The 15,080-nt window shown below is 36.1% G+C and carries 12 protein-coding genes; 7 read left to right on the top strand and 5 right to left on the bottom strand.

What is annotated here, in order from left to right; genetic code table 11:
• Window positions 1-63: 63 nt before the first annotated feature.
• On the bottom strand, window positions 64-2,709 hold the full coding sequence (locus tag H1P_RS00590; RefSeq protein ID WP_144863087.1) for a two-partner secretion domain-containing protein: 2,646 nt from the start codon (window positions 2,707-2,709) through the stop codon (window positions 64-66).
• A 348-nt stretch (window positions 2,710-3,057) separates the two neighbouring features.
• Here H1P_RS00590 and dapB point away from each other — a divergent pair, with 348 nt between their 5' ends.
• The 4 genes from dapB (at window position 3,058) to H1P_RS00570 (ending at window position 7,307) form a co-directional block, all read left to right on the top strand.
• Entirely contained in the window at window positions 3,058-3,885 is an 828-nt protein-coding gene (gene dapB, locus H1P_RS00585) for a 4-hydroxy-tetrahydrodipicolinate reductase (RefSeq protein ID WP_144863085.1), read from the top strand.
• A 182-nt stretch (window positions 3,886-4,067) separates the two neighbouring features.
• Window positions 4,068-4,772 carry a phosphate ABC transporter permease gene (locus H1P_RS00580; RefSeq protein ID WP_144863120.1) on the top strand — a complete coding sequence of 235 codons (705 nt, stop codon included), beginning with the start codon at window positions 4,068-4,070 and terminating at the stop codon, window positions 4,770-4,772.
• 225 nt (window positions 4,773-4,997) lie between these two features.
• Window positions 4,998-6,053, top strand: a complete 1,056-nt coding sequence (hemE, locus tag H1P_RS00575; RefSeq protein ID WP_144863083.1) for a uroporphyrinogen decarboxylase — start codon at window positions 4,998-5,000, stop codon at window positions 6,051-6,053.
• 270 nt (window positions 6,054-6,323) lie between these two features.
• On the top strand, window positions 6,324-7,307 hold the full coding sequence (locus tag H1P_RS00570) for an NAD-dependent epimerase/dehydratase family protein (protein ID WP_144863081.1): 984 nt from the start codon (window positions 6,324-6,326) through the stop codon (window positions 7,305-7,307).
• 13 nt (window positions 7,308-7,320) lie between these two features.
• On the opposite strand, the gene H1P_RS00565 is transcribed toward H1P_RS00570, so the two are convergent.
• The gene (locus tag H1P_RS00565) at window positions 7,321-8,046 is read right to left on the bottom strand and encodes a TIGR04283 family arsenosugar biosynthesis glycosyltransferase (RefSeq protein WP_144863079.1); all 726 of its coding nucleotides are present in this window, start codon (window positions 8,044-8,046) and stop codon (window positions 7,321-7,323) included.
• 199 nt (window positions 8,047-8,245) lie between these two features.
• On the opposite strand from H1P_RS00565, the gene H1P_RS00560 reads away from it, so the two are divergent.
• Together H1P_RS00560 and H1P_RS00555 are read left to right on the top strand one after the other, a co-directional pair.
• The gene (locus tag H1P_RS00560) at window positions 8,246-9,007 is read left to right on the top strand and encodes a DUF6816 family protein (RefSeq protein WP_425461518.1); all 762 of its coding nucleotides are present in this window, start codon (window positions 8,246-8,248) and stop codon (window positions 9,005-9,007) included.
• 94 nt (window positions 9,008-9,101) lie between these two features.
• Window positions 9,102-9,782 (top strand): Uma2 family endonuclease, encoded by a 681-nt coding sequence (locus tag H1P_RS00555; RefSeq protein ID WP_144863075.1) that lies wholly within the window; start codon window positions 9,102-9,104, stop codon window positions 9,780-9,782.
• Window positions 9,783-9,890: 108 nt separating this feature from the next.
• Here H1P_RS00555 and H1P_RS00550 read toward each other — a convergent pair whose 3' ends face one another.
• Window positions 9,891-10,838, bottom strand: a complete 948-nt coding sequence (locus H1P_RS00550) for a DUF3747 domain-containing protein (protein WP_144863073.1) — start codon at window positions 10,836-10,838, stop codon at window positions 9,891-9,893.
• A gap of 260 nt (window positions 10,839-11,098) precedes the next feature.
• On the opposite strand from H1P_RS00550, the gene rlmN reads away from it, so the two are divergent.
• The gene (gene rlmN, locus H1P_RS00545; protein WP_144863071.1) at window positions 11,099-12,133 is read left to right on the top strand and encodes a dual-specificity RNA methyltransferase RlmN; all 1,035 of its coding nucleotides are present in this window, start codon (window positions 11,099-11,101) and stop codon (window positions 12,131-12,133) included.
• Here rlmN and H1P_RS00540 read toward each other — a convergent pair.
• A complete protein-coding gene (locus H1P_RS00540; protein WP_144863069.1) occupies window positions 12,087-12,305 on the bottom strand; it encodes a hypothetical protein in 219 nt (72 codons plus the stop codon). The genes rlmN and H1P_RS00540 overlap by 47 nt on opposite strands.
• A gap of 827 nt (window positions 12,306-13,132) precedes the next feature.
• Window positions 13,133-14,980, bottom strand: a complete 1,848-nt coding sequence (locus tag H1P_RS00535) for a two-component system response regulator (protein ID WP_144863067.1) — start codon at window positions 14,978-14,980, stop codon at window positions 13,133-13,135.
• Between the last annotated feature and the right edge of the window lie 100 nt (window positions 14,981-15,080).

The raw sequence follows: 15,080 nt of genomic DNA, 5'->3' as shown, positions 1-15,080 counted from the left end.
GAATCCTTAAAAATATTTTCCAGAAAGTATCAATCAAGGTAGGCTCACTTGACAACTCGATATTTACTGACTACAACCATCAGGATTTTCAGGAGTACGAGATTGAGTATCGGCAGTCGGATAAGCGGTTAAAATTACTGAACCGTCTTCTTGTTTGATGAGTCCTTTAGCGAGATAAACTGGTTCACCATTATCTTTGTAAGTAACTGGTTCAATCTTAGATGGATTATGATTGGGGTTTAAATGAGAATTATTACTATGTCGATTGTGGTTGATTTGGGAGCTGTTGGATGTGTCTAATTCCCCATCAATAATTATGGCATCAGCCGTAAAAAGTTCGCTTGGTTTGGCGGGTATTCCTCCTTTGCCCTCAACTACTAAACTAGAGATCCCTTCTGTATCTGATGGCGAACAAGAATTAGAAGTAGTCACAATGTCTGCTAAAACAAGATTACTGGATAATTCTAAGATTTCTTGAAGAGAATTAGTTTCAGGAGTTTCTATGGAGACAGTTCCATCTAAGCCGTTGATTCCAGAACTAGCATTGATGTCGTTAGTGTTATTATTCTCAAAAATTGCGCGCTCTTGAATTCCTAATAGAGATTCAGCCCTGATTCTGATTGTGCCTCCTTGTCCTTGTTGAGCAGAAGCTAAAATATCGTTGCCATCGCCACGACTAGGATAAGCAAGAATAAATTCTGTATCAATATTCAAGTTACCACCATCAGCTTCATTGAAAGCTCGTGCAGAAATTAAGCTATTATCTCGTAAAGTTATATTTTCAGTTACAACTAAGTCAATGTTGCCTCCGCTACCAGCTTCAGTAGCAGCACTAATTCCACCTCTTTCTAATTGAATAGAATCAGCAGTAATTTCTAGCGAGCCTGCATTTCCAGAACCAATTGCAATTATACCTCCTAAATCAATTCTATTTGCTGCTGAAATTCCTCCATCATTAGAGACCATTAGATTTCCAGTTTGAATGTTAATATCACCAGCATCACTATCTGTTAAAGTACTACTTGTAATGACACTAGAGAGATTATTATTATCAGGACGAAAGCCAGATAAATGAATAGAGTCAAAAGCAATTATATTTATATCTCCTCCTGGACCACCTATATCTATTATATTTATATCGATTGGAGTTTCGCCTCCGAATACAGCTCCACTAGACGATGCAATTTGACTCCCATCAAAAATACTTAATTTTTGGGTTTCAATCTCAATATTTCCAGTTTTTCCATTACCGAAAAAACTGCTAGTAAATATGCCTGTGGGGCTCAATGAACCAGGTAATGTCTCTAATAAATTAACCTCTTCCACTGCATTGATAACAATATTACCTCCTGTTCCTGCTCCTTGATGGCTACTGGTAATTATTCCACTATTTTTCATCGTTAAATTCATAGTATTTATTTCAGATGTTTCACCATTACCAGTACTATTAAAAGCCAGACTATTAAAGATTCCCGAACTATCAATTTCTACAGATTCCGTAGCATTTATAGTTAATTTTTCTGCGTTTCCTCCTCCAAAAACACCACCACCAATAACTGCTCCTTGTTGAAGCTTTAAGTTAGTGGTATTGAGAGTGCTTGCTCCTGCTGTTCCTAATCCGTTTGTTACCGAAAAAATTCCCGTTCCACTGTTTAGTGACTCTAAATTAAATTGCTGTGAAAGCTGACTTCTCACAAAAATTTCTTCAAATTGTGGAAATCCTGTTCCGACTATTTCGATTGAGTCCTCCACATTCAGATTAATATTTCCTGCATTTCCATCATTTATAGTTGTTGTTATAATCTGGGAATTATTTTCGATTAATAATTGAAAAGCATTAACTGTGATGTCTTTGCCTGGTTGAGAACCACTATTTTCAGAAGTAATCCGAGAATTATCAATTAAAGATACTTGGTTTCCTTGCAAATTAACAGAACCAGTATTTTCTCCTCCAGCATTAATCAGAGAACCTTGACTTAATTCAAGATTGCCAAAATTGGAGAGCTCATCATATTGAAAACTAAAATTAGTATCAGTTTCTTCTAAACCAACTACACTATTTTCGGCAATACTGGCTAATTCAATATTTCCTCCAGAAGTTGTAATTATGCCCCCCTCTAGTTTTATATCGCCACCAATTAGGGCCATATTCTGATTTTCCGCCACAGATAAACCTCGATTGTTAGCCACTGAACGATTAATGATATTTCCAGGCTCATCGCGAAAATTTAAGCCAATCGGTGCATTAACCGTAATTAAAGGCGGATTATCTAAGTCTGTCGCGCTAAATTCACCATCGGGAAAGATGATACTATCGGCAGTACTGCCATAAAATGAACCACCCAATTGTAAACTTGCACCCTCGCCAAAAATAATACCCGCAGGATTAATTAAAAATAAATTAGCTGAACCATTGGCACGAATTAAACCATTAATATTGGAGATATTTCCTCCTGTAACGCGGGAAAAGATGTTGGCTATCTCATTGGCGTTATTAAAAAAAGCCTCACTTCCTGTCGGGATAGAAAACTGGTCAAAGCTATGAAACAAGTTATCGCCAGCGCGGTTTCCATTGTCTATTTGCACTCCTGTATCGGTAGGAGTAATCGTCGTGGAAGTTGTGTTGTCTACTGTTACCTGGGCTACCGCAGAAATCGGTAGTGCTAAAGTAAAAAATACGCTGAAAGGTAAAGAAGATAAAGGTTTCATGACCAGAATTCTAAAAAACTTCTTCAATCTTACAAATTAATAATTAACGAATCGAAAATTTATCAATTAAATTAAAAATTAGCTGAAAAACTTCATCTAAAAGGTAGATAATTGTAATAGCAAGTTTCATGAAACGTTTTTATTCTTCATAATTGAAATAGATTAATCTATTTGTGAACATTTAAAGATAAATCAATGGAAATAACTATAGATTTTAGAGAATGGGCAATGCACTAAAGTACTTCCTTCGGTCGCCAACTCGACCGATGGGTTTTCTATCGAAAATCAGAAATGAGTTATGTTCACAATGCTAAAATTCTTTCGATAGTATTCGAGGTTTTATAAGCAATGACAGAACGCGCTTCTATTCCTGTAGTGGTTAATGGTGCTGCGGGAAAAATGGGAAAAGAAGTAATCAAAACCATAGCCAATGCCGAAGATATGACCCTTGTTGGGGCGGTGGATAACAAACCTGATATTTTGGGTCAAGATGCTGGAGAAATCGCGGGTTGTGGTGCTTTAGAAGTTCCTATTCTTAATGATTTACAGAGTGTTTTAGTTTTAGCTACTCAAGAAAAAATTCAGGGGGTGATGGTAGACTTTACCCATCCTGATACAGTATACGATAATGTCCGTAGTGCGATCGCTTATGGAGTAAGACCAGTAGTCGGTACAACGGGGTTAAACGAGGAAAAACTCCAAGATTTAGGCGAATTTGCCGAAAAAGCTAGTACAGGAGCGTTGGTAATCCCTAATTTTTCGATTGGCATGGTGTTATTGCAACAAGCAGCCCTTCGCGCTTCTCAGTATTTTGACCATGTAGAAATTATTGAACTACATCACAATCAAAAAGCCGACGCGCCTAGTGGAACAGCTATTAAAACTGCTCAAATGCTGGCAGAAATGGGTAAAACTTATAATCCTCCGCTAGTTACAGAAAAAGAACATCTTGCAGGTGCTAGAGGTAGTCTCGCTGATGAAAATATTCGTATCCATAGTGTACGTTTACCTGGTTTGATTGCTCACCAAGAAGTGATTTTTGGCGCACCAGGGCAAATTTATACCCTTCGTCATGATACCAGCGATCGTTCTTGTTATATGCCTGGAGTTTTACTCGCTATCCGTAAAGTAACGGAACTCACTTCTTTAGTCTATGGTTTAGAAAAGATATTGTAGTAGTTGATGGTTAATGGTTAGTGGCTAGTTGTTTGTGGTTCGTGGCTCGTGGCTCGTTGTTCGTTGTACTGAATCTGACTTATGACTTAATTACTTGCTATCTGCTACTTTCTCATCCCTCATCCCTTATCCCTCATCCCTCATCCCCTCATCCCTCATCCCTTAAAAGTCTTGCCACTTGTATGCTAAAGTCCCTAACTCGCGCTAAATTTGAACAACTTATTCCTACTATTGCCACAGGAGCGCAATATGCTCATTATTGGGGAAAATGGCAAGATGTAATTAATCGCTTACTAATTTCTGTTGTAGCGGTGGTTGTGGTGTTGATTTTGAGGCTTATATTAGGAGATTCAGTAGAAGCCTTAATTTTACTCCTAGCCATTATTGCGGGATTTTATTGGTTATGGTGTCCTGTTTATCAAGCAAGTATCCGTAATATTAAAGCACGTCGTCTACAATACAGTGGTTTTTGGCGCAGTCGTATACAGGATGTTTATCTTACAGAAGAACTTATTGGAGAAGAGGAAACCGTCAATCAACGGGGAGAATTAGTAATTGTGGAAAATCGGGAACGACGGATTAATCTAGTTTTGGGAGATGAAACGGGTTTTTACATCACTGTTCAAGCTCCTTTGCAACGCACCCATAAAGGAATTAAGGTAGGACAAACTGCGGAATTGTTGCTACTTTCTAATCGCAAAGATTTATCTACTGTAGATAAAGTGACAGATGTTTATCTTCCCAGTCAAAATATTTGGATTGGCTCTTATCCCTGGTTGCAACGAGATGTCTTTTTAGAAGTGAGTCGTCAGCTTGGTGGTGGCGCAAACCCTAATGATTCTCGATATAATCGCCGAGTTCCTCGTCGTCGTAAATACAAAGGATAAATGATAAATTATGAGGGATGAGGAGGTAATGGGCATTGTTGACAACCAACGAGCCACTAGCCACTAGCGACTAAACTACTGACAATTAACTATTAACCATTCATCTCAAAAAAAAAAACTAAATTACTTTATATAACTCAACAATTACAACGGGTTTGCAACACCGCTTGCAATGGTAAGCTAGCAATTGCCCTAACAAATTACTATAATTAAGGATTTTAACAGATGGCTACAGATATTCCTTTACTATTAAGAGCAGCCCGTGGTGAACAGGTGGAGCGTCCTCCTGTATGGATGATGCGCCAAGCGGGTAGATATATGAAAGTATATAGAGATTTAAGAGAAAAATATCCTAGCTTCCGCGAACGTTCGGAAAATGCTGAGATTGCTATTGAAATTTCTTTGCAGCCTTGGAGAGCATTTAAACCAGATGGCGTAATTATGTTTTCTGATATTTTGACTCCTTTACCTGGTATTGGAATCGACTTTGATATTGTAGAAAGCAAAGGTCCTTTGTTTGAAAACCCAATCCGAACTCAAGCACAAATTGATAAATTAACTTCTTTCAATCCTGATAAATCTTTACCTTTTATCAAAACTATTTTGCAATCTTTAAGATCGGAAGTTAACAATCAATCTACTTTATTAGGGTTTGTAGGTTCGCCTTGGACTTTAGCAGCTTACGCCATTGAAGGTAAAAGCTCGAAAAACTATTCTATTATCAAAGGAATGGCTTTTAATGAACCCGCAATGTTGCATCAGTTTTTAAGTAAAATTGCAGATGCGATCGCAATTTATGTAAAATATCAAATAGACTGTGGCGCACAAGTGGTTCAATTATTTGATTCTTGGGCTGGTAATTTAAGTCCTCAAGACTACGAAACTTTTGCTTTACCCTATCAACAACAGATAGTACGTCAGGTTAAAGAAACTCACCCCGATACCCCTCTAATTCTTTACATCAGTGGTAGTGCTGGAGTCTTAGAAAGAATGGGTAAGTCTGGAGTAGATATTGTCAGTGTAGACTGGACAGTAGATATGGCAGAAGCCAGACAAAGATTAGGTAAAGAAATGAAAGTACAGGGTAATATCGATCCTGGTGTCTTATTCGGTTCTCATGATTTGATCCGCGATCGCATTATTGATACTATTCGTAAAGCTGGTAATTGGGGACATATTCTCAATTTAGGACATGGCGTTTTAGTGGGGACTCCCGAAGATAATGTTCGCTACTTCTTTGAAACTGCAAAACAAGCAGATAAGTTGATGGCTGCTGTTTAGATAGTTGGTATGCCGTCAAGCGGGATAATATAAGTAAAGACAGAAAATACGAAGTTTCTACGGTGGTTAATGGTTAGTGGTTGATTGTTGAACGTTTTTAATTAATCAATACAAAGAAATAATTAATCGGTTCGTTTGTTGATTGTTTATTTTTGATTGCTTGACTTCTGACTTTTGTAGAGGCGCAAAATTTCGCGTCTCTACGACTTCTAACTTTTGTTCAATGGTATATTGTTAGCTAAAATTCAGAATATCTGGATTTAGTTAGCAATGAAAAAAATTTTTATAACGGGTGCGAGTGGGTGTATTGGTCACTACATTGTGGAATCTTTATTACAAGATACCAATCATTATTTATATTTATTAGTAAGAAATACCGATAAGCTTCAATTTGAATGGGAAAATAATCCACGCATTGAGGTTTTATCAGGTAATTTAAAAGATATTGAAGAGTATAGTGATTTATTGCTAAAAGAAATTAATATTGCGATTTTAGCTGCTACTTCTTGGGGAGGAACAGCAGAAAGCTATGATATTAATGTCGTCAAAACATTAGCTTTAATTGATATGCTCAATCCTAAAATTTGTGAGCAAATTTTATATTTTTCTACCGCTAGTATTCTGGATCGAAATAATAACTTATTATTACCTGCTAGTGAGTTTGGCACTGATTATATTCGTACTAAATATCAATGTTTTTCTCAGTTATTAAGGTCAAAATTAAGCGATCGCATCGTTGCTTTGTTTCCTACTTTGGTATTTGGCGGTGATAGTAATAAGCCAGTTTCTCACCTTTCTTCTGGCTTACCTGAGATAGTTAAATGGCTGAATTTAATTCGTTGGATTAAAACAGATGGTAGTTTTCATTTTGTTCATGGTCGTGATATTGCTATAGTGGTTACTTATCTAGTGGAACATCCTAATACAGTAATTGAAGAAGAGCCAGATGATGATAACTATCAAGAATTACCATCGATTAAACGAGTAGTATTAGGTAATGAAGCGATTACGGTAAATGAGACAATTGCTCAAATTTGTGGCTACTTCGGTAAAAAAGTTTATTTTGGAATTCCTTTATATCCTTGGTTGACTAATTTTTTGATTAAAGTATTTCGGATTCAAATGGATTCTTGGAGTTATTTTTCTTTAAAATATCGTCATTTTACATATAAAAATCCCATCACTCCTGCTAATTTTGGCTTAACTAATTATGTTAATACTATTAAAGATATTATGAAAACATCAGGATTCTAATAATAATTAACAATTAAGTATTTTTGGTATTAAAACTACGATAAAAAGCTCTTAATTTATCAGGATGTATTTTGAGATAATAACCAATAATAATTAATTGATTAATGATAGTAGTCCTAATAACTCCTAATTTTTGCCAACGACGTGCAGAAGTAATTACCGCAGCATTAGCGATCGCAATTTCCCCCTGTCTTTTAGCTCGTTGAACAAAGTTAAAATCTTCCATAATAGGCAAATCGGTAAAACCACCAAGACGATTAAAATTATCTTTAGTAATAAAAAAACCTTGATCTCCATAGGGAAGAGATAGCCAACGCGATCGCAAATTAACCATTTTTTCAACTAATCTTAAAGATTTTTTTTGTCCATTAATTACTAGTTTAAATGCCCCTAAGATAATATTCTTTTTTTGTAAAATATACTGAATTAACAATTGAAAATTGTTTGGTAATATAGTGTCTGCATGGAGAAATAATAATATATCTCCTGTCGCTAATTCTGCACCATAATTCATTTGAGTGGCTCTACTTAATTTGCTACTTGTAATTAAATGAATCTGCTTATTGTTTAAGCTAAATTGTGTGACTATTTCTTTGGTTCGATCTGTGCTTTTGCCATCTACTACAAGAACTTCTATATCAAAGTAATTTTTAAATTGTTTTAAAGTATTCTGAATAATTGCTTCTTCATTAAATACAGGAATAATCACAGTAATCTGAGGATTATTAGGATGTTTCATTTGTTCCAATAGTTAATAATTCACCATTAACCATTATTGAGCGAATTTTTTGCTTAGATTATTCTTAATTTTTGATTAGAAAACATATTTTCTTGATTTAGACAGAATTTTCAATCCTTCAAATCAGAATTATTGTGTATTAAAATATCCTCAGTGCCGATGATGAGGTTAGTCAATATTGTTATATCGTATTTTTCTGATTTTGTTTAGTTTTGTTCTGTTGACTCATAATGCGATCGCCTCACCTTTAGAAAATCGTCTCCAGCAATATCCTCAATGGAATCATAAACCCCCTGTTAAAATAGCTCAAGGTGACTTATATTATCCTCAATGGATGGCGGGAACTTGGTTAGCAGAGAGTATCTTAGTCGAGCAGACAGCACCCCTAGCACCAGAAATTATTACTCCAGGTTTTAATGATAATCAACAATATCTCAATCAACCAGTCAACTTTTTAGTAAGATTTGGCACAGAATATTTGGTCCCAGAAAATAAATGGTTTTTGCCCTCATTAAATAATAGTAATCAACCAAAATATATAGTAGCCGATCGCGTATTTAATGGAGAACATATTGCAGCAGCTTATTTAGGAGACAACAATATTTTTCAAGTAAAAATAGACCCTGATAATCCTAACAAGCAAATTACCTTTTTAAAAGGGGAACGCCAATTAATTTCTACCGTAACAGGTAGAGCTAGTGAAACCCCTACCCCAAATCGTTTTATCTCCACAGAAGTAACCAAACAACTTTTTAGATCGCCAGAAAGAATTTATCTTAATGAAGTGGAAACAACTTCCGATTACCAATTAATTGAACCAGGAAAAATTCAAGCACAACAAATTACAGCTATTTATCTTTCACCTCAAGATCCCGATTATTTTACAGCAAGCGATCGCCCAGTAGCAATTTATCGTTATCAACTTAATTTGGAGAAACAAGAGATAAATGATGAGGGATGAGGGATGAGGAAGTTATTAAGTAGCCCTAAAGGACTCGCTATCGCGTCGCAGTAGCAAGTAGCAAGTAGCAACCACTAACCACTAACCACTAACCATGAACAATCAACAATTAACAACTTCAATGCCACCTTTAGAAAATGGCGATCGCTTGAATCGTCATGAATTTGAAAAGCGTTATCTTGCAATGCCACATCTTAAGAAAGCAGAATTAGTTGAAGGAGTAGTTTACGTGCCAGCAGCCTTACGTTTTCAAAACCATGCAGAACCCCACGCTAATCTTATGGGTTGGTTATGGTTTTACCAAATTTCGACTCCAGGTGTGAAATTAGGAGATAATCCTACTGTCAGATTAGATTTAGACAATGCTCCTCAACCAGATGCAGTGCTTTTAATCAATGGTGGACAAACCAAAATTAGTGATGATGACTACATTGAAGGCGCACCAGAATTAATTGTCGAAATTGCTGCTAGTAGTGTAGCTTATGATTTGTATGATAAAAAACGAGCCTACAGACGTAATGGAGTGCAAGAATATCTTGTCTGGCGGGTATACGATCGCGAATTAGATTGGTTTCACCTCGAAGCAGGAGACTATATCAAACTAGAAGCAGACGAAAAAGGTATTATCCGCTCTTTGATATTTCCTGGTTTGTGGTTAGCTATTCCTCAATTGCTATCAGGAGAGATGGATCGAGTATTAGCCGTCTTGCAAGAGGGATTAAAAATAACAGAGCATAAAGAATTCATCGCTAAAATTAGCAATTCTGGTAATTGAAAGCAGGGTGAGCAAACCTCTTTTTCACTTCAAAAACATATTTATAGAATTAAGTTGGTACACCTTACAAAATAGAAATGGCGATCGCTTTAAGCGAGATTTCTTGATTTATTGACAAGCAGCAACGGGTTGTTGAATAGTTAACTCTTCTGCTACGCCGTCATTATCAAAATCGATAGTTGCTGTACCTTTTTGAAACAAAAACTGCTCTGGATTAATACCATACTGAGCCAAAGCAGGACGAATATTAATTTTATTTTGATTGTTTAAAACTAAAGTCCCATCTGCATAAATGCTAGCATTTTGAGAATTGGAAGAGGAATCGCTAATAGTAACTATTCCTTGACAGAAATTACCATTGTTGGATGCGTTAGAAAGACTACTAACCACTGTGTTTAATAAGGGATTAACATAATCACCATACACTTGATTAACAGTATTGATTAAGTTAGCACTATCTACTGATGTCGTATTTTGCAGCGTATTGTTGAGGTTATTATTAGTTGCAGTGGCAGAGCTTCCACTAATATAAACATGATTTAAGGTTTGTCCTTCATGTACTCGTTTGGTAATGCTCCACCCTGGATTAAAATTAATTTTTAAAGGCTGAGTGTCACTAATACCTGTTGTTTTACCAATGACTAAATCAGGTTGAGTAGGGTCTTTATGAAAGGCAATTAATTGTAATTCTCCATTACGACGTACAATTTTATCGATACGGGCAACTCTATCATCTTGACCATCAACTCTGAGGGTATAGCCATTGGTGTTAGAAATGCGTCGGCAACTATTGGTATGATCGAAATTATCAAGTAATAATTCTACTGTAGAGGGGTTAGTACCACTTTCTCGCCAGCATTGTTGTCCCCCTGGAAGTTGTTCGATGATCTCTAAACGGTATTGTTTGTAATTGTAGGGAATAGCAACCGCAATAAACTGTTGTTGATTTACTTCTTGTTCTCCAAAAGCCATTGCTTGAGGTGCGTCTAAGGCGAAAGAACTAGCTAAGATAGATGTACCAAAGAATAAAGATTTTAACAGGTTTAAAGGTTTCATGGTGGGTAAAGATTTCAATAAAATTGCTACGGAATAACTTTAGAGGAGTAAAATATTACGTTCTGATTATTTATAGGAAAAAAGGTATTTTTTTATGCAACCGTTATTTGGAGTCAGAAGGATCCAGAAGTAGCCCTAAAGGACTCGCTATCACGTCGCAGTAGCAAATGACAACCATTAAATTATCTGTGTTCATCTGTGTTCATCTGTGGACGAACAACCAATTATTAACCACTAACCATTAACCACCAACAAAAACAATGACCAATCAATTAACGAAAGATGTCCTGTTAGGTAAATCTGTAGAAGAATTAACTCAATGGGTACAGCAGCAAGGACAACCTGCTTATCGCGGAAAGCAACTATATCAATGGTTGTATCAAAAAGGAGCGCGATCGCTGAGTGAAATCACCGTTTTTCCGAAAAAATTCCGCGAATCTGTGGCAGAATACCCTATAGGTCGCTCTGAGATTCATTTTGAAAGTACTGCGCCTGATAGCACCCGTAAATACCTGTTACGTTTAGCAGATGGCTTAATTATTGAAGCGGTAGGTATTCCCACAGCCAAAAGGTTAACTGTTTGTGTTTCTTCTCAAGTGGGTTGTCCGATGGCTTGTGATTTTTGCGCTACGGGGAAAGGGGGTTTTACCCGCAACCTAAAAGCTTATGAAATTGTCGATCAAGTACTCACCGTACAAGAAGACTTTGGACAAAGAGTTAGTAATGTGGTGTTTATGGGAATGGGTGAACCCTTAATCAATTTAGATGAAGTAGTATCGGCAGTAAAATCTCTTAATAAAGATGTGGGGATCGGTCAGCGATCGCTTACAATCTCTACTGTAGGAATAAGCGATCGCATTCGTCAATTAGCAGAACACAAGTTACAGGTAACGTTTGCGGTTAGTCTTCATGCTTCTAACCAAAAATTAAGAGAAGAATTGATTCCTAATGCTAAAAACTATCGTTTACCACAGCTTTTAGCGGAATGTCGTGAATATGTAGAAATTACAGGGAGAAGAGTCACTTTTGAATATATACTACTATCCGAAGTCAACGACTCTCCTCAACACGCCCAGGAATTAATCAAGCATCTTAAAGGTTTTCAAACCCACGTTAATCTAATTCCTTATAATCCGATTTCTGAAGCAGATTATCAGCGTCCTAGTCAACAAAGAATCGAAAAATTTACCAATGTCTTACAAAAAGCCAAAATAGCGGTTAGCGTCCGTTATTCTCGCGGTTTAGAAGCTAATGCTGCCTGTGGGCAGTTACGGGCATCTCGCTCCGCAACGTAGTAGCATCGATTCCAGGGGCATAAGCCTCAATTACTTTACCTGTTTGGCTGCATTGCACTAAAAGATAATCGCAATAGTAACAAGAAGTACGAAGAATGTTCGTCTCTGAACATCGATATCTCTCAGCGCGATCGCCACAATTAGGGCAGTGAATTGTTTGTTTAATACTCATTTTAAAAACTTGATTTTCTTGTTGTAATTTGTCAACTCTAGCTGGTCAAAAATACTACAGCTTTAATTATTTATAAAGTTAATTTAAAGTTAGGGATTTTTTTAGCTAGTTTTAACTGATGTTTTATAGATATATATTGTCCATTGTAAGCACATTATTTTCTTATTTCATCATTTTACCCTTGATCCCTAAGTATATTTTGCTAAATTTTATATTTGCTTAACATTTGATCGCACATTTCTTACTGTAGCACTACTAGTACTACAGCAAGGTTTACTCATCAATCAAAAATTATAACTAATCCGCTTTTTTCTGTTGACTTACTTAACGGGTAATTTTTGAGTGTAGTACCAGATTTGAGTAAAATTTAGAGACTATATATAAACTAAAATCTCAAAGAATAGAATAACTGATTAAGTAATACCATTTCTTAAAAGTAATAAGAGACGAAGGTTTAAAGCTAGGAGTCCTAAAGGATACCGCTTCCGCCTTAGGACTCGCTACGCATCGCGCGACCGAAGGAAGTCCTTTAGGGCATATCAGGAGTTAGTGTAAACAGTAGTTTGAGTGTTTTTTCGTCAATTAAAAATAATTTTCTATCTATCTAGCTATTGCGCGAGAATTGGTATAATATTGCAGCAAAAATTGGAATACCAAAAATTCTATAATTTTTAATTTAAAAAATAATCAAACAGTAGAAACTCGTAAGATAACAGTAGCTATTAAATGGTTGTTTGATATCTAAGTAGGTAGGCGTAATTAAGTTAAAGATGAAGGGAAGCAGGGGAAGCGGAGGAAGCGGAGAGAATAATACTATTTGCCTATTGTTAGCTTGTCTTCTGATTAAAGGTTTCAATTATTTCTTCTAGGGTATTAACGGCTACGGGTTTGCTAAATAAATAACCTTGTCCATAATCGCATCCTAGCTGTTTTAAGATATCTAATTGTTCTGTGGTTTCGATACCTTCTGCAATAATTTTAAGACCCAAAGTATGAGCTAAATTAATGGTAGCTTGGACTATTTTATGATTATGAGTATTCTGTTCTAAATCCATCACAAAAGAGCGGTCTATTTTAAGAGTACTAATAGGTAGTTTTTGTAAGTATTCTAAAGAAGAATAACCCGTACCGAAATCATCTAGTATTAATTCTAAGCCACGATCTTTTAGTTTATCTAATGCGGATTGAGAGGTTTCAACTCGCTCCATAAAGATACTTTCAGTAATTTCTAATTTTAACTTTTGGCGTTGTATTCCAGTTTCGAGAATAACTTGTTCTATTTGCTCTATCAAATCAGGTTGTGCTAGTTGTTTTATTGAGAGATTAATTTCTAACTCTAAAGAATTTAAGAAAGGGTTTTTGGTTTGTTGTTGCCAATTAGCTAACTGAGAGCAAGCTTCTTGAATCACCCACATACCCAAAGGAACAATTAAATTAGTTTCTTCAGTAATGGAAATAAATCGCTCGGGTGGGATTTGTCCTTTTTCAGGATGCATCCAACGAATTAAAGCTTCTGCACCTATAATCCGATCATTTTGCAGACATACTACGGGTTGATAATGAAGTATGAATTTTTTTCTGTGAACTGCTAAGCGTAAATCAGTTTCTAGCTGTAAATTAGAGATTGCCTTTTGATGCATTTCGGCATTAAATACTTTATGGGTAGTTGTGCCACATTTTTTGGCTTGATGCATGGCAATATCAGCGTCTCTGATTAATTGTTCGGGATTTTCATAGTCTTTTGTACCCAAGACAATACCCACGCTAAAGTTTATAAAAATTTCTCGTTTGCCAAAAACTGTGGGTTTAGTGAATTCTTGTTGAATACTTTTAACAATGTTGATGGCTTTTTCAATCGAGTTAGTCGTTTCCAAGACAATAATAAATTCATCTCCTCCCGAACGAGCTAAAAAACTGTGATTGGGTAGTAAATTTTGTAAGCGATAAGCGATCGCCTGTAAGAGTCGATCTCCTGCAACATGACCTAAAGAATCATTAACTATTTTAAAGCGATCGCAACCTAAAAACAACAGCACAAATTTTTCGCTTGGAGAATGACGAACTATATCCACAGAAGTTTGCAATCTTTCTATTAAATAATTTCTATTGGCTAAGTCTGTGAGAGGATCGTGCATTGCCATGTGCAGGAGTTTTTCTTGAGCTTGACGACGTTCTATTACTTCTGCTCTTAGTTGGAAAGTTCTTTCGGCTACTTTTTGTTCTAACTGATTGTTGAGGGTTTCTAACTGTTGATTAAGATCGTGTAATTGTTCTTGTGCTTGTCTGAGTTGTAGTTGATTTTTTATTCTGGCTACTACTTCAGCAATCTCAAAGGGTTTGGTTATGTAGTCTCTACCCCCCACTTGAAAAGCTTTTACTTTGTCAAAAGTAGCATCTAAAGCACTAATAAAAATGACGGGAATTTGACTAATTTCGGGGTCTTTTTTGAGTTCTAGGCATACTTGATAACCATCCATCTCAGGCATACTAATATCCAGCAAAATGAGATCGGGAGCTTTGACTTTTACTGCTTGTAACGCCATTACACCACTAACTGCACAGCGAACTTTATATTTATGACTAGCGAGAATTTTTGATAACAGCTTTAAATTGTTAGGGCGATCGTCCACAATTAAAATGTCTGCTGATAAGTTATTAGTATTAGACTGGTTCATGATTAGGCATAAGTGGTTAGTTGAGAGTCAGCAGGTAAGTAAGCGCGCAAACTTCAATGAGCAAACTTCAATATTAAAGTATCAGGCTTAAAATATGATG

The sequence above is a fragment of the Hyella patelloides LEGE 07179 genome (assembly GCF_900659865.1).
GTDB lineage: Bacteria > Cyanobacteriota > Cyanobacteriia > Cyanobacteriales > Xenococcaceae > Hyella > Hyella patelloides.
Note: the sequence above shows the minus strand (reverse complement) of the source record. Positions and strands in the feature narration are given on the sequence as shown.